The sequence below is a fragment of the Photorhabdus khanii NC19 genome (genome assembly GCF_000517265.1).
GTDB classification, from domain to species: domain Bacteria; phylum Pseudomonadota; class Gammaproteobacteria; order Enterobacterales; family Enterobacteriaceae; genus Photorhabdus; species Photorhabdus khanii.
Map to the genome: position 1 here is coordinate 1 of NZ_AYSJ01000008.1, position 20,410 is coordinate 20,410.

Sequence of the window (20,410 nt, forward strand, 5' to 3'; positions counted from 1 at the left end):
TTAATGGTAATAATTTCAAAATAGTTTTGTTTTTGTGATATATGTCACATTTTAATTATTTTATTTCAGAATTAAATTACTTGTAATGTGATGATTATCGTTAATTTGTGATGAAGTATTACCTTTTATGATTATGTTAGATGACTATTAGAAGGGAATACACTATCCCCATTGATGCGACACAGTGGCCGTGTCTATAACAAAGCAGAACATCGCATCACTCTCTATCGAATAAGAACGAGTTGCCCCTAGAGGGATATCCCCGCCACTTTCGGTTAATGGAATACGGTGTTCCGCCGTTTTAATCCGGGGTCAAAAAAAGGAATTTTTAAGTTATTATTCAGATAGTTACATCATCACGCCGATTCAGAATGGTTATTCATTGATGGTAATCTAGTCCTGGCACATCAGCACAGTGCCGGCGCAGCTTCAGGGGAAGATGCATTGATAAGCCGGAGTCGAGGGGGGACGTTCAAGCAAAATCCATTTGGCGATGACTGGAATGGCCTTGTTTCGCTCTCTGTCCATGAATCAGATTATCTCTCATCTGGATATACTTCTTCCCGGCAAGCGTCCTTTTTTTCTTTTTCCAGGCAATCGGCACAATTTGCTCCGGTATAGACCCGATGCCCACGGCTTTTTTCGGACGGTCTTACAGTACTGACATGACGTAACCTGTCATTGGCCGGGCAAATATACAGGTCTTTCTCCGCATGATAAATAAACCGCGATTTTGGGTAGATTTTTCTTGGGCTCTGTCGGTCATTACCTTCAGGACAGAACAACAGGATCGCGTGTTTTTGAGTCTCAGCGATAACCCGTGTTTCACTGACGGGGTCGACTGTTTGGGCGACAATGATGCGAGCCTGGTTCACTAATACTGAGGGTTTGTACGCACTGGAAAATCCCTGTCCCCGTTTGAGTTTCTGGACCATCGCTTCCGGTTCTGTTGGGTTGATACGTAACTGGCTGGCGTCTTTACCGCTTTTTTCACGATTTTCTTGTCGGATTTGTAAGAGGGCGGCAGACTGTTCCAGTCGCCTGATTTTATCTTCTTTTTGGGGATTGGCGGGGGCGGTAGTTAAGGGGGTATGAATTAAGGTCTTTTTTCTCGCAAATGCGACGGGGGAGTTTTACCCTGCCGTTGGTGGTCAAAGTGATTGCGGTCTGGCTGAAAGTCAGAATGTATGACAAAGAAAAAGGGCCTGGCGGATTACAGTCGCTGGCCCGGATTGAAAATACGCTCTATAGCGCTTTTTTCGTCATGGTTTTCTGCTGTGCTCCGCTGATGAATGTCAGCCTTAGCACCCTCCTGCACGATGCGTCCCGCGCTAAAAGCTGCGGTACCTGGACACCCGGCGTGCCAGAGAAAAGCGGTTATGCGCCAGTGATGTCCAGTCTGAACAATCAGACGGCGGAGGTTTCCGTCTGGTGGGCGGTGTGCACCAATTATCTAAAGGGCTGACACAAGCAGCGGTGGCATCCATTCCCTGCCAGCCGGATTTGCGGCAACTGCGTTTTGAGGTACAGCACACCCGTATCAGCAATCCGGCACTGGCAGCTGAGTTAGAGGATTTCACCCATGATTGTTATGCCTTGGCACTTTACCAATGGAAGCAACGTGATCGTCGAGGGCAAGCTACTGATCCTGCTGTTCTGTTAGCCGGCGATTACCATACGCTGCAATCACTCCCCCCAGAACGGCGTTTCTGTGGAACTAAATGCGTGACAATGGTCGGCCGAAGACCGGGCAGGGTGGATATCCCAGCTGCAAAGTCTGGTGGTCAATGGCGAAAACGGGACTGAGAACCCGGGTGCTGGCATTGGATGGCTCCCCCCGGATAGGTGCATCCGTAGGTGCACTGTTGGGGGGCTTGCTAGCTTACCCAATGTTTGATGTCGTGCAACAGGCACTGCCGATGATGCAGGCGGTGATTCTGAATATCCATTTTCTGTGTTTTTATATTTCATATTGGAATTGCATTAACTCAATATGTATGATGTATATCACAAAGAAGCAAATGGCTTAATGTCATTTAATTCAAGGTGATTTACACTGAAAGCGCTATACTTCTCATGTCTATTTACATTAACTCTTTTGTATCTGGTAGTAGACGATTTATAGAAGCCTCAATGGTCGAACCCATTGAGGCTTCGCCATTTATGATAATGAAAATAAATAGAATTGGACCCGATTTACCTATTAAGTTTAGCTATTCCGCTATTGAATTAATAGTGAAAACGGTTAGATTGTAAAACCTTTAATATATTCTAAAATGGTTCAGGGAAAGTGATGGTCGATGCAAATTGATCGAGAGCGTCCGGGCACGATGAGCAAACCCCTAACCCTTCCACTCGATTTACACGAAGCCAGTGGCATGGTTGATCATTTTCAACACAAGCGTGATGATCTGTGCATCCGCACCCTATACATTTCGCCGTAAGCATAACCGCCTCCAAAAGTAAATTCACACAATCATAGTATCATTATATGACACTGTAAATACTAAAAAGAAAGCGGCCAGAGCCGCCCTTACAAAATAGTTGTCCTCTAGCTACTTCCTTGCATGAGCTTCAATCATTGCCATAGTTATTTCCCTCCCAGAGGGTAAGGCGTGTCGAGTATCCAAGCATCAAAGGGTGTTTCGGATCTCCTGATCCAGTAACACCGAATGTCATGACCGGCTTACCAGATGCAACCAGCCGCTCAAAAAGTCTATCCAGATGAATATGGAGAGGCTTAGGCAGTTTGGTTCGGCTCCCCCAGCAGGGCACCAGGACATCAGCATCCCGAATAATCCTTTCCAGGTGGATTTCATTTTCAGGCCCGACAGGATCAACCGCCGTAGCCAGCTCACGAACGTCGGTCGCCCGAAAAACAAAAGCATTACGACTATGAATCGCCTCCCTCCGTAGACCTTGGTAAACCCTATCCACTTTCTGACTGTGTGATCGTCCTCGGTGGCCGTGGCCGTAGAGCCGTTTACACCAAAATAACCGAACACAAGGCCTTCGGGTTGCACATCCCTTTCCAGACGGTATCGGTACATGCCGCACTTGCTGATAATTGCACTCAAAATATCACCTCTTTTTGTCTGAAAAACGCCCATTCATAGTTGCATTTTTTAATGCTGTGATAGGATGAAAGTGTAAATTGAAAAGGAGAAATAACCATGAAACATGTACTGAATATCGCGCTGATGGCTATTGTTGTTCTTGGACTGGCTATGCTTGAGGCGACCAACTGGGGTTACGCAGTGCTCGCTATCCCGGCAGTGGTTTGGATCAAACCAGTGCTTAACCTTCTTCACAAACAGCCTGTTCTGGCGATTGTTTTTTGGGTTCTGGTTGCTGTTTTCGCGTGGCAAGCGGCACTTGCTGGCATCCTGTTCTATGGCGTACTTGCTACCCCTAAAGCGCAAGCTCCAGCAAAGACTAATGGCAAGAAAAGCCGCAAAGCCAATCTGATGGGCACATACAGCTACGACTATCAAACTGGTGAATGCTTTAGTTAAGGATGGCTCCACGGTTATTTTTCTTCCTCACCCAGAAACAACCTAAAGCCTCTCATTCCACCCTCGCTTAGGTTGGCTTTGGCTATCGTCAGGGGATGGATACTTTCTTGAGGAACGTACATGTCGGCGGACATAACTTCATAAGTGCATTTCGCATCTGATAGGTATCCCTCCAGCAGAGCCTCAGCAATGCCGTAGTCTCTCCCCTTCGTCCATGCCTCGGCTTCCTCTTTATCACCGAGTTTGCCTTTAACATTTTTATCCAACCCGCAAGGCACCAGAGATTCCAGTGGAGATGGTCTTTTTTGAGTGACTCCCTTTACCCAGGATTTAGCGTTCTTCAACGAATTGAAGTGCTCCTGTAAGCCCTCCCAATCAAATTCGTGAATAAACTGCGGTTCGGGATTCAGGTTCCTTGCAACTTTTTCAGCACACGCTTGATTAAGTGGAAGCAACTTGGCAACAACTTCCCAAACGCCCTGGTGTACTCCGCTTCTACGCTTGCCTTCCAAACTGTGGGGGGTGATGTCAGGTTTAATCTCCCACCTAGCCTTTTCTAGTGCGTTTTCAGTCACTAACTGAGCGAGAGCTGACCAGTTGACGTCAGTTTTTATGACGATCTTTTTTCTTGAATCCATGTTGGCTCCAGTTTTCTATTCTTTTCGGGCTAAATTAACCAAATGAGGCTTCCAGTCATTCAGGCATTCTTCTGTAAATTTAAGAGCTTCGTCTTCCGTCTCGCACTTACCTGTAATATCAGGCCCATTACACTCGCCATTGGTAGAACCTGGACACCTGACAACGAACCCTCCCGGAGAATGGAAAGAACCTGGTCCATTGGGAATGTCTCCCCCTTCATCCCAATCCATTACCAGCTCGTACTCTTCACAATGGGGGCAAAAATGCCCTGTTTTTGCGGACATAATCTTTCCTTATTAATGGATAGTTTGTTCTTCCACAACAATCATCCCGTCAACCAAGCAGACTGTGGCGGGACCGCAGTTACCCAGTACCTCAGCTTTTACTCCGTTGTTCAATGCGACATAAAGCCGTTGTGCCCCATTGGTAACACGAATGCCTTTCTGGTCGAGCTGTTCAAGCATTTCTTCGTAGGTAATTTTTTCGTCCATCAGTTCTCCTCAGCAAGAATCTCGTTGATGAGGTTCTTTGCTATCAATCTGGCTTCCATAGGGACTGCCAGGTTATCAATTCTGCCTCTTTCGTGGGCAACAATGAGTTGCGCCTTCCAAGCTATCCCGGAAAGAGAAGCATCAGGCTCTTTACCTGCGCTTCTCATACATCTTGCGTTCCGGTATGCCGCCAGCCATTCAGGCCTGGTTGAGTTATAACGCCCAAGGCCAGCTTTTCGTTGGAAGCACATTAATATGCCTCTTTATAGATTCATTTTATGATGCTGTAAACAATAAAAAGACGCCTTGCAAGACTTTCACATGTGAAAGTTAATTATCCTTCTGCTGTCTGGCAGAAACCTTCAAGGCCAGCACCTTTTGCAGATCGGGCTGCTGGAAACGCATCTTGGTCCGTTCAGGCCAAGTGTCCATCTCATTGCACCGCAGGGTGTCTATGGCCGCGTCACGATAAACCTGATAGAGATCGGTTCCACCAATGGAGTTAATTGCCATCATGGCTGCAAACATCGGGTTGCTGTTCATGACTCCGGTAAAACTCTCATGGGTCATGGGGGTGTCGCATGACTTGTTAAGGGCCACCAGCAGGTCATTCCCAACCAGAGCACATGCCTCACATAACTGTTTTGTATCATCCAGAGCCTTCTTGTATTCGTTGCTTGGCTGAGGGACGCTTGAACAAGCCGACAGAGCAAATAACCCCACCAGCAGACATCCCAACTTAGTTTTTCTCTTGTTCATCAGTTCTTACTCCACTTTCACATGTGAAAGTTTTACTTGTTTGCTGAGTCGTCTTGATCCGACTCAATCATCATTTTTCGCATCACTGCCATGATGGCTTGTGCTGGTTGAGCGCCACCGAGGAGCTGGCTCTTTCCTGTCTGGTTGTCCACAACAAAGGTTGCAGGTGTACCATTAACGCCGTAACTCTTGGCTTTCTGAATGTCAGCTTGAACTTTTTCTTCGTACTTGCCAGAGCTGAGGCACTCTCGGAAAGCATCCAGATCAGCACCTACACCAGTGACCACGGAAGCAAGGTCATCAACGCCGCGACCATTACCTTGGGAACGGTGGAATACATCATTAATAAAGACCCAGAAGCCTCGGTTGCCCTTCTGCTCTGCAATACATTCAGCGGCCAGAGCTTCCTTATGGGCAGCAGGGTTATGGAAGTCGAGCGGCATGTGCTTCCACTGCCAGTTCACATTCCCTTTGCTGGCATCCACAATCTGTTTTGGTGTGTCATGAAATTGCTTGCAGTACGGACACTCCAAATCAGAAAACTCCACCAGCGTGAATCGGGCACCAAGGTCCCCATAGATGTGCTTGCCATCCTCAACCTTTTCGGGAGCCCCCTCAAACTGGGCATACTTTTGATCGATGTCCGATTGCTGTTTTTGCTCGACAAACTTGTTGATGCTTGCCGCCACAGCCGCATCAAACTCGGCTTTGTTCTTGAAGGTGACGCCTTCGGCATCCTTCACCTGGTTCACAGTGGATTTCACGCTGGCGATTTCTTGCGCCAGCTCTTTCTCTTTCACGAATTGGTAAATCCCGAAGCCGGTTCCTACAAGCCCCAAAAGAACGGCGGCAATAACCCCGAGGCGTAGTGTTTTGGTACTTTGTTCTGTCATGTCAAATTGCTCCTATCAGTAAACTTTCACAGCGCTGAGTTCTTGCACGAACGCGCTGGCTTCGAGCTTGGCTCGTTGAGTCAGTCTCCGGATGATGTCTTCGGTTGGTGTGTAATCCACTAGGCTGGTCTGGTGAATGACGTCTCGCGCCACGGAGTTCAAACTACCCAGTCCATCAATCAAACCAATCTCTTTGGCCTGCTCACCGTTCCAGAGCAATCCAGAAAACACCTTTTGGTCGTCTTTCAGTCGCTCCCCCCGACCAGCCCTCACTCGCTCGATGAACTGCTGGTGGGTTTTTGATAGAACTCCTTCCCAGAACGTCTTCATATCAGCGGTAAGAGGGGAGAAAGGATCGAGAAGCGCTTTGTGCTCTCCGGAGGTGATAGCCCGTCGCTCGATGCCGAGCTTGTCCATCAAGCCGGTAAACCCGAACCCGGAGCTGATAACGCCGATAGAACCAACCAGACTGGCGCGGTCTGCATAGATTTCATCCGCCGAAGAGGCGATGTAGTAACCGCCTGAGGCACCAATGTCATCAATGATGGCGTAAACCTTTTTCTCCGGATGCAGAGCTCGCTGCGCCTTCACCTCCTCATAAATCCGTCCAGCCTGAACAGGGCTACCTCCTGGGCTGTTTATGCGAAGAACGACCGCTTGAGAGTTAGGGTTGTCGAATGCAGCCTGAATGGAGGGAATAAGATGGTCCGCGTCGGCCAGCGTTCCTGCTGCAATCTCGCCACGGATGTTGATGTAGGCGGTATGGGGAGCTGCTGCTTTGGCGCTTTGCCAAGGCATTCCACCTGGATTGGAAGCTAGGATAATGAAGCCGATCATGAGAAGTACGAAGCCTGATGCACGAAGTACACGCAACATTGTCCGCCAGCGGCGATCTTTCACCTGCTCTTTGTGAAGGGTGAACATGTACTTCTCGATGAGTTCTCTTTCCCAGGGGATTTCTTTGTTTTCTGCCATTAGTCGTTCCTTTTGCACGTTTCAATAATCTGTCCCCAGAACTCTTCATCAGTGCTATCAGCCCGATCTTTGACTTTCTGGTAAACAAGGTTGCTGTTGAGCTGATGCTCTCGACAGAACTGAGCAATATTGCTGTAGGTTCTATCCTGGTAGGTGAAGGGTTTTCCTTTACCTTTTTTCTTGGAGAGGATGAGTTTCCACTCATCATTGGTGAGTTTTTCTGCTGTCTTTCCGGTGTCCACAATGCGTCTACGCACTGTAACCGGATCAAGTCCATGTGCTCTGGCTATACTGGCAACGCAATTGAATTTCCGACCATCAATGGAGACAGTAGGCAAATCACCAGAGGCTGCTTCCTTGAACCGGAATCCTCTGTAACCAGGTTTGAAGATCCCCGGAGCAAGTTGTTCACGGAACTCTATTGCTTGTTCTGACCTAACAAACTTGCAGTCGATCTTGCTCAGCATGTATTTGGCCCGAGCTATCACTTGGTAGAGAGTCTTTTCCAGGAGCATGGCATCAGCAGCTCGACTCGGAAGACCAATATCGTCTTCTTGCTCGATACCCAGCATTTCTGCATGGCTGGAGCCTTCGGCATGTCGAAAACACCCGTCGTACTCAAAAAGAAAGGAGGCCAAACCTCCTCTCAGCTTTGCTTTGAACCGGGTATTGGCCGCATTCTCTGGCGCTGGAGCAAGAACGGACATTTCAATCCCTAATTTGGAGGCCAACGCTCGCAGGTCTTCCTCTCCAATCCGGCAACCGGGTTGCATGATCTTAGCCAGAGCAGATTCATCATCACCCCCGCGTTCTTTAAGCTCAGCCAAGAGATAGGGAGCTCGTATTACCCCCATAAGCTCAAGCTCCCTGAATCGCGTGGATAACAAGCTCACATAGCTTCCCGTAAACAGGTGCAAGACAGAGTGAAGCCATTACCATACCAAAGGCTTTAGACGGAGCTTCTTTGGCGAATTTAGTCAGCCACGGCATCATGCCGCATAAAGCTGCAACCATAGCGCCAGACATCCCCAGGGTAGGGAAAGCAAGCACTTGGGCCAGAATGAAGATGCACTGGGCGTATGCCGCATGGGTCATCGCTTTTTTATCTTCTACTGTGAATTCCACAGCATCTACGTTTTTGATTTTTTCCATCACATTTTCCTCATGCAACATCAGGTTTTCCGAAAAATTTCTCATACACTTCGAGGTCAAAGGCCAACATAGTTTTTGCTGCCTTTTCACTGAGCTGGTGGAGGCTGAGCATCTGAACTTTGTCAGTACCCGTCACTTGAAGGTCCACTGCGAACCAAGTTCCACCTTCGGCTACTGCCAGAACTTGTACCGCCCAGGGTTTATCCAGTCTTTCTGCCGGGGTGAGCATGTTCGACATCTTGGCGACCGTCGCGGTTGAACCTACCCAGTGCTTGTCGAACGCAATGACGTTCAATGCTTCAAACGCATCCTTCGCAGCTTTAAAAAGGGTTGCCATCAGGGACCCCAACATGACTAAGCGGTTATGTTTAAGTTGAGCCACGATTCACCTCCTATGCCAATCAGCGTACAGGACTTTTTAAAAATGCAACCCCGTCTAGCTGCCCAATTCGGGCAACCGATTTTTTACCCAAAAACTTTCACATGTGAAACTTTCCGCCACAGGAACAGGAAGGTTTTACCTGACCAGAACGGATGGATTGTTTGGTACACCTGGTCAACCCTGCCGTGCATTGGCACAGGCAGGGTGGTTGATACGTCCTGCTCAGACAGAAACAAAGTGGCTGAGCGTAGCTCGGGCGGCATGTTCTCTGATTTCCACCACGCCCAGGTGTCTCCAATGCCGCGTTTGCGCCACTGGTCCACTTTCGCAATGACGAAAGGGGCGATGATCAGGACGAATATCCAGAGAATTGCCTTCATGACTACCTCCGGCCCCTAAACCACTCAGGATGATTAGATACATCCATGCTCTTAACCTGCGATGAGAAGGCCAACACCTCTTGGGTCGTCAGGACGGTCTCAGGAGCCCGAGCAATGAAAGGCCTCAACAATCCAGAACCAGCGTAAATGTTGATTACCATGTGCAATCGCTCTGCTGCCCCTGACACTCTCCGCCAGCACCGGTAGGTTTCCGTTGATTTGGCATAGCCAACTAAGGCGGGAGCCAACGTATCGGACTCCTTAGCATTCAACTTTCCTTTTGCTGCCTTTGATACGAACTCAGCGATCACCGAAGCCAGCATGTCGGAGGTAAGGTGAAGGGGCAGCTTTATGGTGTCGAAGTCAGCCTGCTTGATAGTGAACAGACGAATGTGATCGTTACGGTAATCACGTACATAGATGACATGACTCTCAAATGGATTGGAGTGGTTAAAGGCATCCATACCCCAGCCAGCGGCCTCAAGATGTGCGTTTGACACTGACTTGTCGTAATCAAATTCCACGCTATTACTTTCCGTCTTGTCGCTCAGGAACTTTCACATGTGAAAGTTTTCCGTCGGTCATGATGTCCAGGACAGCTTTGCCCAATCTCATCCCTTTATGGTTTTGAACCGGGTCTCCCTTGTAGAAAAATCCGGGCTCGTTATCGGTATGGAATACCCCGTGAGGGATGTTGTCGTGATCGCCAAGCCACATGCGAAGCCTCAGATCCACCAGCCAACCATCATCCAGGACAACCCAAAAATGAGGTGTAACGATGTCCTTGGTCTGTTCGTTTCGCACAAATCCATACATGCAGTCATGCGGGACACCAGCTTCGTTCAGTAGGTAACTTACCGCCCATGTCATGCCGTCACATTCCATCTGGCAGTCGTCAAGTGTCATAAGGACAGCTTCCAGCTTTCGGTGCCACTCAGTCATCTGTTTAACCGCTGGCTTCACCACCAGCTCGTTTTTGTTCTCTGCCAGGATGATGTCATCTTCATCAATACTGCATTCGTTTATAGCTTCTGAGCGGATGGATACAGCTTCATCCCAGTCATCGCTTGGACCAAAAATGCTCCACCCCTCAAGACCGTAATTAACCCATACGATGAACCGCTTTATTGCTTTCATGTGCAGCCCCCTTTATCCGTGCAACGTTCCCACATACTCACCCCAAAACTGTAACCCCACCGAAAAACCACTTTCTGATGATTTTTAACTAACTGCGACAGGCATCACCTGAACACTTATCACCGAAAAACCACCTTTAGATTGTTTTTCGGTGTTTCTCAAGTTCTCCTGAGTGATTAGTCGATCTGAAAACTTTACTTTTTATAGTATCATTTTATAATACTGTAAATCATAAAAACAACCCAGTAAAGAAAAAAGAGCGGCTTATGTTAAGACGAGAAAACCAACGAGATCTGTTCGATGACCATGTGGTGTTGCCATCCTTGGAATCGGTTCTTACCGGTATATCTTCAAGTCAGGTTTGTGACGATAGAACAACGTATTTCTCTGCTCCGGATGTGGACTTGGATTTGTACGACCACATCATTGTTTGCCTGTCAGGAGGGAAAGACTCAATTGCTGCGTATTTGCGGCTGGTTGACATGGGCGTTGACAAGTCAAAGGTGGAATTCTGGCACCATGACGTTGACGGCCAGGAAGGTAGCTCTTTGATGGATTGGACCTTTATGCGTGATTACTGCCGTCAGCTTGGGGATGCACTGGGCATCCCAATGTACTTCTCGTGGCTTGAGGGCGGCTTTGAGGGGGAAATGCTCAAGGAGAATACCTACAACCACCCCCATCGAGTAGAAACGCCTGAGGGGCTTCTGGTGCTGCCTAGATACCATAAGCGATCTAAGCCTGGCACACGCCTTCGTTTCCCACAGCAGTCGCCGTCATTGCAAACATGTTGGTGCTCATCTGCTTTGAAGATTGATGTGGGCCGCAGGGCGATTAACAACCAGGAGCGCTTTAAGGAGAAGAAGATCCTCTTTATCACTGGTGAACGACGTGAGGAGAGTGCAAATAGATCGAAGTATAACCAGCTTGAAGCTCACGCCTGCGACAGAAGATATGGGAAGACTGCACGGTTAGTTGATGCTTGGAGGCCAGTTCTCCATTGGAGCGAGGAACAAGTGTGGGAGGTGATTGAGCGTCACCGTATCCTAGCTCCAGTTCCATATCGGCTTGGCTGGAGCCGGTCGTCGTGTATGACTTGCATCTACAACTCACAACGCATTTGGTCCACGATCCGTCACTACTGGCCTGATCGAGCTTGGAATATTGCTCGGTATGAACAAACTTTTGGTGTAACGGTATCAAGGAAAAAAATTGACGTTATAGATTTAGGTTCTGCTGTTTCGCCGATACATATTAGTGATATTGAGGCGTTGGAGCAGGTATCCAGAGAAAGTTACACGCTCCCTATTTTCGTACCTGAGGGTCAGAGGTGGGCTCTTCCTGGTGGTGCGTTTGGCCGAGAGGCCTGTGGTTCTGATTGATTTGTACTGAGGTGGCAATGTTTGATTTTGTTCTTTTGGTGTTTGTGGGCTTGGTTATATCTACGGTGCTGGTGCGTCGTTCTTCACGGAAGGCAATGGATCTTGATTTGACATGGTTTCAGTCTTTGAAGGTGGTGTTGGTGCGAGGAATCGTTGCTTTAGGTCTTGGTTTTGGAATAGGCAAGCTCGTATTTTTAAGTATCCAGTACGGTCTGTTGAGTGAGTCTGTTCTGAGAGATCATTCGTTTGTTTCTGTGGTGGTAGTGTTGCTCTGTGGTCTAGGTTCGTTCGTTGCATATCAATGGATCGTTGGAAGGATCTCTGGAAGATCCATACGCATTACCTCATTAATCAAAACTGTGCTGTATGAGTCTGGTTACTTTGTGCTGTCGATGCTTGCATTGTTGGTGATACTAATCGTGTTTGGTCTAGTACACGAGACTTTTTTCTAATAAAACAAAGGTGATTATTTTTTGTTCAGCGATCATAAGGATAAATATAAAGATCTTTGATCTTTGTATAAAGGATTAAAAGCGGTTAAAGATAGGTTAGCCGCTCTAAATGCGTCATCAAAGCCTTGATATTACTGGCAATCCCCTATTTATACCGTGCAGTGAACCCACATAGTTACGTGCAGCATACCCACAGGTTACCGTGCAGTGTTCCCACATGCCTCTGGATCTTATCCACTGTTATCCACACGGAACCCTCGTTTTTTCCACAAAATCTTTTAAAAACAGACCTTTCGTGCAGCATCCCCATATATTTGCGTTGGCGTTCGTGCAACGCACCCACATGTTTGGCCTTAAACGTGCAGTTGCCCCATATACTTTCTGCTAACGTGCAACGTACCCACATATCAAATTTGGTCGTTTTTTGCACCGTGCAGCGTACCCACATGTAGCCGTGCAGCGTACCCATATATCAACCCCGTGCTTATACACAGGAAATGTGGATAACTTTTAGCCTTTTATTGCGTGAACATGGTCACACTTTGGACTGTTAGGTCAATTTTGACCTCCCTTTGGTGTTTGTCCTGTCCTGTCAACCTTTGTTCTACTTTGTCAATCGTGCAGCGCTCCCATATATAAAAGTGATGCTAAACAACTTCCGGGCAACGCTCCCATATATAAAACCCCATAACGTGCAGATCCCCCACACATCGGCTCTTTACATATCAACACCTTACAAGTTCATCTCTGGCCTTGCGAGACTCCCTATTACAGCGTTTCTACCGAGCTTGCACGGTTTTGAGGTTGCACCGTTATTTAGCGTGCAACAAACCCACATATAGAGCGAAAGCCCACGCTGCCTATGGTCTCCCGTTCGTTGCATACGTGCAGGTTTCCCACATGTCGATGTCATCCCGTTTCTGGATTTGACCGGTAGCCTTGGTGATCGAGCTTTCTCCAGGCATGAAAAAAGGCGCTGACGCGCCTTTTTTCATGAGCCCTCCGCAAGAGATGCTGGCAGCTATCTTCCCTTACGCTGGCGCTCATCAATGATGTCGTGGTCAATCATGCCTTGCTTGATGGCTCTTAGTTCCGTTTGCTGCTTACGCTTATTGGATGCCATTACCTGCTTCACGAAGTTCTCATGAGGCCTTATGACGTAACGCACGTCGATGACTTTGCGGCCATCCTTAATCTGGTTCGCGTCGTAGTCGCTTATGACCTCTTGTTTGATGAGCGCTTCCAGTGCGAGCTTCATTGCCCTGACGTTTTCTGGCATACGTGGGCTTAGCTCACGAGGGCTCTGAGTTAGAAAACTGATAAGCGACGGGGTGTAAGGCGAATCTGGGGATGCTTGAGTCCAGTAGTGACTCATTCTCTTGTAGATGTACCGGGCGAGAGGGGAGCGGATTTGCATTCCGATCTTGTAGTTGTACTGACGAAACGACAGATTCATGATCGATTCGTTGACCAGCGGATTGAACTGTACGTAGCACCTAGCGTTACCACCTTTCTTACGGAACTCACCTCTGGTGGTCAAGCCCACCATCGGGAAGAAGCTGGAGCTGATGAAGGCTTCACCGTCATTACTGATACATTCAAGTGTTGCGCCGCGACAAACTTGAATTGCTTCCTTGATCTCGTTCAGGTTGTAACCGTGACCCATCTTTGACAGTTCTTTCTGGAGTTCGTACAGAGTGAACATAACTCCAGCTTTACCCTCGATCATATGTCCTTTGCCGTTCACCGCGAGCTTGCGTAGCGCATCCTCAAGGATTTCCTCTCGCTGTCCTGCATAGATCAGAACAGTTCTACCGTCATCCTTCTCGATGATGGCTGGTTTCACTTTTGCCGTGAATTGCTGACCTCTGATTGAGCATTGTCGCGTCACTACAGCGTTAGAAAGATCTTCGTGTTCTCTCTTTTGGTCCCAGATGTACTTGGGCAGCGCATCGTAAATTTCGATGGTGTTGGAGTAGTCGTCTTTTTTGGCCGGAGACTCAATGATCTCAAACAGGCTCATTTGTGGTGAGTCTTTGATTACGTCTAGTTTCTCCAGGTCTTTGTCTTTGGTTCTCTTGCTCATGATTGTTCCGTCGATACCATCTAGCTGGTGGTCCATGCCGCCAGCAGTGTCAATACTCCCGCCGCTACCGTTGCTGCAAACACTAGCTGGTAGATGCGACGCTTAGCGCCCGCAGCACTGTTCATGAAGCGCATGGCAGCAGCTTCATACCGGAAATGCGCGAACTCACCTCGTAGGGTGTTATCGGTTCCCTGTGGCGTTTGTGGGCGTTTTGCTGGGGCAGGGCGAGGATGCTTAGCAAATTTTTTGATCATCGCTTCGCATTTGCCGAGCTTCGCCAGCTCAGTGGCCGCTACAGATGCTGTCATGTTGTTACACCTCATCGTTATGAGTCTTGTTTAGCAGTCGCTCATACTCGTTGAGCGCCCGGCGAATTTTGGCTAAGGTAGTGGCACGTTGTCTTAACGCGGCATACCTAGTTTCTACTTGCTGGATCAACTCTTGTGCCCAGGCTGGCTCTTTCTTGAAGTGCGACATGCTGTAGGCATGACCGCGACCCTTCTTGATGTGTGTCGATAGAACCCTTTTCTTTTGTCCGGGGATTTGTTCGACAAATCTGTTGCGATACCACTCTGCAACGAGAGATACGCCGAGAATGCGTACCCGTGTACCGACACGCCCTTGTTCGTCCTCTGACGCTTCTTCACGCGCCGATTTGTGCGCGTTCCAGTACATGTCCGCTTCCTGCTGTGCCTCGACAGCAAGAACAGCTAAAGCGTGATCCAGTTTGCTCCGTAACTCCGTGACAAACTCTCGACCTTCTGCCTCAAGCAGATCCTCTGTTATCTCGGATCGTTCTTCTTCGAGCTTAGGATCTAACAGATCTAACCATCGCTCTTTTGGTAGACTCACCTCAAAACCCTCCCAATTCCTATCCACATAACTATCTATCTGGAATTTAAAGCTGATTATTCCAATATTGGAATCTAGTTCTGTCACTAGGCTACCCCATCTTTGGAATTTGTCAAATACCCCTCTATCTATCTGGAATCTTACAGCCTTAATTCAGAAACCCATAACTACAATGTGAATATACTAGGCAAGATTCCAAATATATTGGATAAATGGCATAGGATTCCAAATTATTGCGAGACCATTATGGAGGCTGGTAAAGGAGAGCTTGGTATGTGGTGGGGCTCTGTTGTCATAAATTTATCTATCCGTGCAGCATACCCACATGTATTGCAGGTTCTCAAACCACAAAGCCACCCAAAAGCAACCTAAACGCCCCTTTTGGGCAATTACAGAGGCTATACGGGCTGGGAACAGGCTGTATTCTCTCTCCAACAAGAGGAAAACAATCGAAAAGCAATCTTTGGAGGATTTAATGAATCAGTTTGTTATGGGGTTGGATATTGGCTACTCCAATCTGAAAATGGCTATGGGTCATAAAGGTGAAGAAGCTCGTACTGTTGTTATGCCTGTTGGCGCTGGTCCACTGGAACTGATGCCACAGCAGTTAACTGGTGGCGCTGGGACCTGCATTCAGGTTGTGATTGATGGGGAGAAGTGGGTTGCTGGTGTTGAACCTGACCGTCTGCAAGGTTGGGAGCGTGAGCTTCACGGTGACTACCCCTCAACGAAACCGTATAAGGCTCTTTTTTACGCTGCACTTCTGATGTCGGAACAGAAGGAAATTGATGTGCTGGTGACAGGTCTTCCAGTAAGTCAGTACATGGAAGCGGAACTCAGAGAGGCATTGAAAGCTCGGCTGGAGGGTGAGCACCAGATTACACCTAAACGAACGGTAACGGTTAAGTCTGTCGTGGTTGTGCCTCAACCTGCCGGTGCTTACATGGATATTGTCAGCTCAACAAAGGATGATGACCTACTCGAAATTATTCAGGGAGGGAAAACTGTTGTTATTGACCCCGGATTTTTCTCTGTTGACTGGGTTGCGCTTGAAGAGGGTGAAGTTCGTTATCACTCATCTGGCACCAGCCTAAAGGCCATGTCGATGTTGCTACAAGAAACGAATCGACTCATCCAGGAAGACCACGGTGGTGCGCCTGGCATAGAAAAGATCGAAAAAGCAATTCGCGCCGGTAAGACTGAAATTTTTCTCTATGGTGAAAAGGTATCGATCAAAGATTACTTTAAGAAGGCGTCAGCCAAAGTAGCTCAAAACGCATTAGTCCCTATGCGTAAGTCAATGCGGGAAGACGGAATGGATGCTGACGTTGTTCTGCTGGCTGGTGGTGGTGCCGAAGCATACCAGGATGCAGCCAAGGAGCTTTTTCCTAAGAGTAGGATCGTACTGCCCAAAGAATCCGTGGCATCCAATGCCAGGGGCTTCTGGTACTGCGGCTAATAGATAGGAGGTCGTAGTGGCTGGTAGCAAATGGGATGGGAAAATATCTAATCTGAATATTTCGGAGCAAGGATTTCCGGAATTATATCGTGAGCTGTCCCAGATGCAGCACAAGGCGCGTAGTGATCGGCTGCGCGCTCTTGCTCTATTGGGGCTTTATTCTCTTCGTTTTTCTGGCAACATTGGGTCTTTTGGGCAACCGAGTTCAGAGCATCAAATTGCTAAGTCTCAACCTGAACAGTTGCAGGTTGACGATAAACTGGACTCCAAGCGTGATCAACTTAAAGGAAAACTGATGGGCTCCGTATAACATGAAAGACAACGAGGAATTCTCTACGCTATCAGCGGCTGAGCGTAGAGAATTAATAATCGCAGAGTTAAAGCGAAAAAGCCGGATACGCACTCTATTACGAGGGCTCCCGCTGGATGAAGTTCGGGAGATCATTGACAGGATGAAAGGTGTTCTTAATGAACTGGAGGAAGAGTACAAAAAGCGAGAAGAAGAAGAAAAAGAAAAGCGAGCTCAGGCCGAGCGAATAATGAGTGACATGGAATCATGCGGAGTGGACATCAATCTTCTCAACGAGATGTACACAAGCAAATCAGAACCTGATAATGCAAAATATTCAAAAGACGGTGTATCCTGGAGCGGTCAAGGGCGTCGCCCTGATGCTTTTAAGGGGTTGGGGCATGTTGAGCTAGAACGCTTTCGTATACCGCAGAAAAAGTAAAAAAATGAGCGCCGCAAAGTTGAGGCGCTCATCTTTTAGTTGAAAATGTCATAGGCTACTCAAGCACACTCTTTCTCCCCACCACCATGCCTTCCTTGTTCCTTGCAGAACGGACACTCAACGCAGGTTCTTTGATTGACAGAAGTGAAGTACGTGCATTTGCAATTATCGCATTCCTCCAGCATTGCGTCCCCACTTCGTAACTCAGAAGCAAGACACCAAGCGTCGGTAATATCAAACGGAGCCCATCGAGCACCTTTCATTCCTAGCACTTCTTTGCGAATAGCGTGATACATTCTGAACGCCTTATTTAGGGCTTTTATGTTCACTGAGCGTAACACTGCTTCCCCACCAATGTTGAAATAGAGCTGCATCAAAAGTGATGCCTGTATCTTAGACGTGTGGCTATGGATAAGTGTTGCACCACCTCTGAACGTTCTGGACTTTCGCTCCAGAGTGTATCCATCTCTCTCCAAATCTTGATAAAGCCGTCGGACCTGCTTATAGGTCAACCCTGTCTCGATCATGATAATTTTTGTGATGTATCCGGCGAGGGCCATGTGTCTAGCTGTAACCCACCGACCCAATGTACCAGAGCTGCCAATGTTCATCTCCACCTCCCACGTCCCTGTAGAGACTGTTGCAGTTTTTTCAATACTGGGTGTGTTACTTCATCCCGACTATCATCAAGGATTTCTTCGATGATGCTGGGAGCGAAACGCAGTGTGAAATGCGTTACTGTTGTTCCAGACATATGACGCAACTGACTATCTGTTGCCTTTGCCACCAGCTCCGCAAGCTCTCTCGATACACCGAAAACCTCTTTAGCCATCTCCGGGTCTCTCGAAGCAACGCGGTTAAATAGCAACCAATAGGCCGCATCAAACTCATCGACGCTATGATTGATGAAAACAACCGGATCATAGTCTCCTGATAGTCGCGTTAAGATGTTCTGTTCTGCTGTTTCTAGCTTGAAAGAAATCAGTACGCCAGAGGCAAGCGCTTCTAATTGGGAAGATGTCGCCAGTGATAATTTTTGTACTGTGCCAATGCCCAAAGCAAATTGTGAGGCCGCGTCCTCTGGACGTTCTTTTGCCAGAGAGCAAAGCAGATTCCAAAGTGTAAGATCGAATTCGTAGACGTTTCTGTCTGCTTTTTCTTGATCGAGGTTGACCGCTTTAGCATCCCAAGCCCCAATAATGTCTAGTTCTAACATTTCGCCCCCCTCACAAATCACGAAGGTTGCGATAGATAGCCAAGACTCGACTACCGTAGTTTCTGGCACGGATTTCGTCTTCCCAGGCATGATAGCGGCCAATACCAAGCTCCAAATCATTTGGAGATGACTGAATGGCTTCTGAAAGCACTTCTGCACCAACCATTACGTTGGTTTCCGGGTTAAGAAGTTCTGCTGGTGAAGATACTCTGTGACCATTCCAACGGATGTTCACTTGCATGAACCCAACATCAATTGCCCGTCCATACTGTTGCTGAAATTCAGCCAGCTTCGCCTTGGCCTGATCTTCCGACTTGGCATAGAAAGGAAGCCCCGGAACGCGGAGCGTCCAAGGCCAAGGACTTATAGCGCCGTTACCTCGTCCAAAGGCAGATTCGGCCAATGCGACCGAATACACCAGAAGAGGATCAAGGTTATGTGCTTTCGCCGCTTTGTCGAAGATCGTCCCACTCAGGTCAATAGCATTTGCTGTTGACGACAAGAGAGCCGCAGAAAGAACCAATACTTTGGCTTTGTTCTTCATCAGCTTGCTTCCTTATGTTTAATGGGTATTTCGTGTTCTTCGTCATACCGCTCCGGCCAAATCTCAGACGGCTTCATGCCCAAAGCTGTCGCTATCTCGTGCTCCCAACGTGGGCTGGGCTTGTAGAGTGCTGTAGACACCACCTGCCGAGAAGTTTTGTGTTTTCTACCCAATGCGGCCAGAGAAAGCCCCTGGATCTTTAATTTGTACTTGATCCATTCGCGTTTTTTCTCCGGGTCGATTGGGATGTCTATTACTTGGCATTTGTCCATTGTTGCCACCCCTTAAACTGCGTTATTACCAATATAAAAAGTGCGTTATTTAATGAACGCTTTTAGAGTTTCTCTATTGTCACAAACTGACATATTTTGCGCCCTTTATAAGCCCAAATAATGATGCTGTCAACAATATAAAACCTTTAAAAACATATACTTAAATTTTTACCGACAGTACAAAGTTACAATATTATTAGTAATCAATAGGATACGAGTTATTTTGAAATAGTATTAGAAAGTGCGCCAATGGAATGACGGAAATAGCGCACGGGAGGTGCGATATTTTGGGATATTTAATAGCGTTTTGGTATAAGTGATTTTATGGATACAGCGAGGGCTGAAATTGCGAATACAGCAGGAGCTGAGGAGGGCAGGGAAGGCAAAGGAGCGCCCCGACCACACGAGGATGATCTAGCTTGGAGTTTACAAAATGAGATATTTGGAAATAAAGACTCTGCGATGTTGCAGATGGGGACCAAAGCGTTAGCAATGGCCTATACCATAGTTTATGCGATCTGTTTGACATGTTCAACTATGTAATGGTTTGTCAACAAACGCCTTGTTCCGTAAGGTCTGACTTTCACATGTGAAAGTTTCGGAGCGCATTTTAATCATACAATTTTTTGATGAAATGCTTTTTAGCAAAAAATAGTCAAATTTTCACAGTTGCATTTTTTGATGCTGTGGTAAACTTGATTTAAAGATTGAGTGAGGGAGTTGGTATGAAGCATGTGATCAATATTCTGCTGTTGGGAATGGTTCTTCTTGGAATAGCTATGATGACTGATACCCCTTGGGGGCTTGGTGTGGCATTGGCTCCTTTTGCAGTTTGGGGGGCTCGGTTCCTATTTTTTATTCACAAAAGCCTTTGGGCTGCTGTGGTTTTTTGGGGGGGTATCGCCTACTTCCAGTGGCAAGTTGCTTTAGCGGTTGGAGCCCTGTTTGGAATGACATGGTTAGTCCGATCTGCTCGGTCAGCTTATAAAGAGGCTCCGCCTACTCGACGTAAAAAGAAACATGCTGGTGGTTTTCAAGATTCCTATGACTTTGATCAGAAGTATCATATTGGAACTGGAGACGAATAAGGGGG

The 20,410-nt window shown here is 47.6% G+C and carries 30 protein-coding genes and 3 pseudogenes; 11 read left to right on the plus strand and 22 right to left on the minus strand.

What is annotated here, in order from left to right:
• Positions 1–174 precede the first annotated feature (174 nt).
• A pseudogene (locus PTE_RS26420) lies at positions 175–511 on the plus strand (transposase family protein); the annotation flags it as partial.
• Positions 512–536: 25 nt separating this feature from the next.
• Here the strand turns inward: PTE_RS26420 and PTE_RS25630 are convergent.
• Entirely contained in the window at positions 537–935 is a 399-nt protein-coding gene (locus PTE_RS25630; protein WP_036844977.1) for a hypothetical protein, read from the minus strand.
• Here PTE_RS25630 and PTE_RS26425 point away from each other — a divergent pair.
• Positions 856–1,095: a hypothetical protein gene (locus PTE_RS26425; RefSeq protein WP_131601460.1), complete on the plus strand. Its 240-nt coding sequence runs from the start codon at positions 856–858 to the stop codon at positions 1,093–1,095. The two genes, PTE_RS25630 and PTE_RS26425, sit on opposite strands and share 80 nt — an antisense overlap.
• A gap of 31 nt (positions 1,096–1,126) precedes the next feature.
• Positions 1,127–1,820 (plus strand): annotated as a pseudogene (locus PTE_RS24470) (conjugal transfer protein TraG N-terminal domain-containing protein); the annotation flags it as partial.
• A 754-nt stretch (positions 1,821–2,574) separates the two neighbouring features.
• Here the strand turns inward: PTE_RS24470 and PTE_RS08190 are convergent.
• Positions 2,575–3,110, minus strand: a pseudogene (locus tag PTE_RS08190) (DUF1643 domain-containing protein).
• Positions 3,111–3,173: 63 nt separating this feature from the next.
• Here PTE_RS08190 and PTE_RS08195 point away from each other — a divergent pair.
• Positions 3,174–3,515: a hypothetical protein gene (locus PTE_RS08195; RefSeq protein ID WP_036844980.1), complete on the plus strand. Its 342-nt coding sequence runs from the start codon at positions 3,174–3,176 to the stop codon at positions 3,513–3,515.
• A gap of 14 nt (positions 3,516–3,529) precedes the next feature.
• On the opposite strand, the gene PTE_RS08200 is transcribed toward PTE_RS08195, so the two are convergent.
• The 13 genes from PTE_RS08200 to PTE_RS08260 form a co-directional block, all read right to left on the minus strand.
• Positions 3,530–4,153 carry a hypothetical protein gene (locus PTE_RS08200; RefSeq protein ID WP_036844983.1) on the minus strand — a complete coding sequence of 208 codons (624 nt, stop codon included), beginning with the start codon at positions 4,151–4,153 and terminating at the stop codon, positions 3,530–3,532.
• Positions 4,154–4,168: 15 nt separating this feature from the next.
• Positions 4,169–4,438: a hypothetical protein gene (locus PTE_RS08205; RefSeq protein WP_036844986.1), complete on the minus strand. Its 270-nt coding sequence runs from the start codon at positions 4,436–4,438 to the stop codon at positions 4,169–4,171.
• 12 nt (positions 4,439–4,450) lie between these two features.
• Complete coding sequence (locus PTE_RS08210) at positions 4,451–4,645, minus strand: hypothetical protein (protein ID WP_036844989.1); 195 nt, start codon at positions 4,643–4,645, stop codon at positions 4,451–4,453.
• A complete protein-coding gene (locus PTE_RS25970; RefSeq protein ID WP_036844992.1) occupies positions 4,645–4,896 on the minus strand; it encodes a hypothetical protein in 252 nt (83 codons plus the stop codon). Before PTE_RS25970 ends, PTE_RS08210 begins: the two co-directional genes overlap by 1 nt.
• A 79-nt stretch (positions 4,897–4,975) precedes the next feature.
• On the minus strand, positions 4,976–5,404 hold the full coding sequence (locus PTE_RS08220) for a hypothetical protein (RefSeq protein WP_036844995.1): 429 nt from the start codon (positions 5,402–5,404) through the stop codon (positions 4,976–4,978).
• Between the two features lie 32 nt (positions 5,405–5,436).
• Positions 5,437–6,297 carry a DsbA family protein gene (locus PTE_RS08225; protein WP_036844998.1) on the minus strand — a complete coding sequence of 287 codons (861 nt, stop codon included), beginning with the start codon at positions 6,295–6,297 and terminating at the stop codon, positions 5,437–5,439.
• Between the two features lie 15 nt (positions 6,298–6,312).
• Positions 6,313–7,272 carry a signal peptide peptidase SppA gene (gene sppA, locus PTE_RS08230; protein WP_036845000.1) on the minus strand — a complete coding sequence of 320 codons (960 nt, stop codon included), beginning with the start codon at positions 7,270–7,272 and terminating at the stop codon, positions 6,313–6,315.
• The gene (locus tag PTE_RS08235) at positions 7,272–8,126 is read right to left on the minus strand and encodes a hypothetical protein (protein WP_036845003.1); all 855 of its coding nucleotides are present in this window, start codon (positions 8,124–8,126) and stop codon (positions 7,272–7,274) included. The genes sppA and PTE_RS08235 overlap by 1 nt, the downstream gene beginning before the upstream one ends.
• 4 nt (positions 8,127–8,130) lie before the next feature.
• A complete protein-coding gene (locus PTE_RS08240; RefSeq protein ID WP_422615321.1) occupies positions 8,131–8,469 on the minus strand; it encodes a hypothetical protein in 339 nt (112 codons plus the stop codon).
• Positions 8,435–8,761: a hypothetical protein gene (locus PTE_RS08245; RefSeq protein WP_422615322.1), complete on the minus strand. Its 327-nt coding sequence runs from the start codon at positions 8,759–8,761 to the stop codon at positions 8,435–8,437. Before PTE_RS08245 ends, PTE_RS08240 begins: the two co-directional genes overlap by 35 nt.
• A 128-nt stretch (positions 8,762–8,889) precedes the next feature.
• Entirely contained in the window at positions 8,890–9,186 is a 297-nt protein-coding gene (locus tag PTE_RS08250) for a hypothetical protein (protein ID WP_422615323.1), read from the minus strand.
• Positions 9,187–9,188: 2 nt separating this feature from the next.
• Positions 9,189–9,710, minus strand: a complete 522-nt coding sequence (locus PTE_RS08255; RefSeq protein ID WP_036845007.1) for a hypothetical protein — start codon at positions 9,708–9,710, stop codon at positions 9,189–9,191.
• Between the two features lie 4 nt (positions 9,711–9,714).
• A complete protein-coding gene (locus PTE_RS08260; protein WP_165577079.1) occupies positions 9,715–10,323 on the minus strand; it encodes a hypothetical protein in 609 nt (202 codons plus the stop codon).
• A 266-nt stretch (positions 10,324–10,589) separates the two neighbouring features.
• On the opposite strand from PTE_RS08260, the gene PTE_RS08265 reads away from it, so the two are divergent.
• The gene (locus PTE_RS08265) at positions 10,590–11,705 is read left to right on the plus strand and encodes a phosphoadenosine phosphosulfate reductase domain-containing protein (protein ID WP_036845008.1); all 1,116 of its coding nucleotides are present in this window, start codon (positions 10,590–10,592) and stop codon (positions 11,703–11,705) included.
• Positions 11,706–11,722: 17 nt separating this feature from the next.
• Positions 11,723–12,157 (plus strand): hypothetical protein, encoded by a 435-nt coding sequence (locus PTE_RS08270; protein WP_036845010.1) that lies wholly within the window; start codon positions 11,723–11,725, stop codon positions 12,155–12,157.
• Positions 12,158–13,178: 1,021 nt separating this feature from the next.
• On the opposite strand, the gene PTE_RS08280 is transcribed toward PTE_RS08270, so the two are convergent.
• Genes PTE_RS08280 through mobI form a run of 3 tightly spaced genes read right to left on the minus strand, consistent with a single transcriptional unit; the run spans position 13,179 to position 15,182 of the window.
• Positions 13,179–14,243, minus strand: a complete 1,065-nt coding sequence (locus PTE_RS08280) for a plasmid replication protein (protein WP_394346984.1) — start codon at positions 14,241–14,243, stop codon at positions 13,179–13,181.
• A 20-nt stretch (positions 14,244–14,263) separates the two neighbouring features.
• Complete coding sequence (locus tag PTE_RS08285; RefSeq protein WP_422615324.1) at positions 14,264–14,566, minus strand: hypothetical protein; 303 nt, start codon at positions 14,564–14,566, stop codon at positions 14,264–14,266.
• A complete protein-coding gene (mobI, locus tag PTE_RS08290) occupies positions 14,556–15,182 on the minus strand; it encodes a conjugative transfer protein MobI(A/C) (RefSeq protein ID WP_422615325.1) in 627 nt (208 codons plus the stop codon). Before mobI ends, PTE_RS08285 begins: the two co-directional genes overlap by 11 nt.
• A 388-nt stretch (positions 15,183–15,570) precedes the next feature.
• Between mobI and PTE_RS08295 the strand changes: the two genes are divergently transcribed.
• From PTE_RS08295 to PTE_RS08305, 3 genes are read left to right on the plus strand one after another with little or no spacing between them, the layout of a single operon-like run.
• Positions 15,571–16,554, plus strand: a complete 984-nt coding sequence (locus PTE_RS08295) for a ParM/StbA family protein (RefSeq protein WP_036845016.1) — start codon at positions 15,571–15,573, stop codon at positions 16,552–16,554.
• Between the two features lie 16 nt (positions 16,555–16,570).
• On the plus strand, positions 16,571–16,864 hold the full coding sequence (locus tag PTE_RS08300; RefSeq protein WP_013141657.1) for a hypothetical protein: 294 nt from the start codon (positions 16,571–16,573) through the stop codon (positions 16,862–16,864).
• Between the two features lies 1 nt (position 16,865).
• The gene (locus PTE_RS08305) at positions 16,866–17,285 is read left to right on the plus strand and encodes an H-NS family histone-like protein (RefSeq protein ID WP_036845017.1); all 420 of its coding nucleotides are present in this window, start codon (positions 16,866–16,868) and stop codon (positions 17,283–17,285) included.
• 59 nt (positions 17,286–17,344) lie between these two features.
• On the opposite strand, the gene PTE_RS08310 is transcribed toward PTE_RS08305, so the two are convergent.
• The 4 genes from PTE_RS08310 to PTE_RS08325 are packed head-to-tail and all read right to left on the minus strand — an operon-like array spanning position 17,345 to position 19,317.
• Positions 17,345–17,896, minus strand: coding sequence for a FlhC family transcriptional regulator (locus PTE_RS08310; RefSeq protein WP_036845018.1), 552 nt, complete (start codon positions 17,894–17,896; stop codon positions 17,345–17,347).
• On the minus strand, positions 17,893–18,522 hold the full coding sequence (locus PTE_RS08315) for a transcriptional regulator (RefSeq protein ID WP_422615326.1): 630 nt from the start codon (positions 18,520–18,522) through the stop codon (positions 17,893–17,895). Before PTE_RS08315 ends, PTE_RS08310 begins: the two co-directional genes overlap by 4 nt.
• Positions 18,512–19,045: a transglycosylase SLT domain-containing protein gene (locus PTE_RS08320; RefSeq protein WP_036845021.1), complete on the minus strand. Its 534-nt coding sequence runs from the start codon at positions 19,043–19,045 to the stop codon at positions 18,512–18,514. The genes PTE_RS08315 and PTE_RS08320 overlap by 11 nt, the downstream gene beginning before the upstream one ends.
• Positions 19,045–19,317: a helix-turn-helix domain-containing protein gene (locus tag PTE_RS08325; RefSeq protein WP_023043913.1), complete on the minus strand. Its 273-nt coding sequence runs from the start codon at positions 19,315–19,317 to the stop codon at positions 19,045–19,047. The genes PTE_RS08320 and PTE_RS08325 overlap by 1 nt, the downstream gene beginning before the upstream one ends.
• A 324-nt stretch (positions 19,318–19,641) precedes the next feature.
• On the opposite strand from PTE_RS08325, the gene PTE_RS08330 reads away from it, so the two are divergent.
• Positions 19,642–19,860 carry a hypothetical protein gene (locus PTE_RS08330; RefSeq protein WP_036845022.1) on the plus strand — a complete coding sequence of 73 codons (219 nt, stop codon included), beginning with the start codon at positions 19,642–19,644 and terminating at the stop codon, positions 19,858–19,860.
• A 182-nt stretch (positions 19,861–20,042) separates the two neighbouring features.
• Complete coding sequence (locus tag PTE_RS08335) at positions 20,043–20,405, plus strand: hypothetical protein (RefSeq protein WP_036845023.1); 363 nt, start codon at positions 20,043–20,045, stop codon at positions 20,403–20,405.
• Positions 20,406–20,410: the final 5 nt, after the last annotated feature.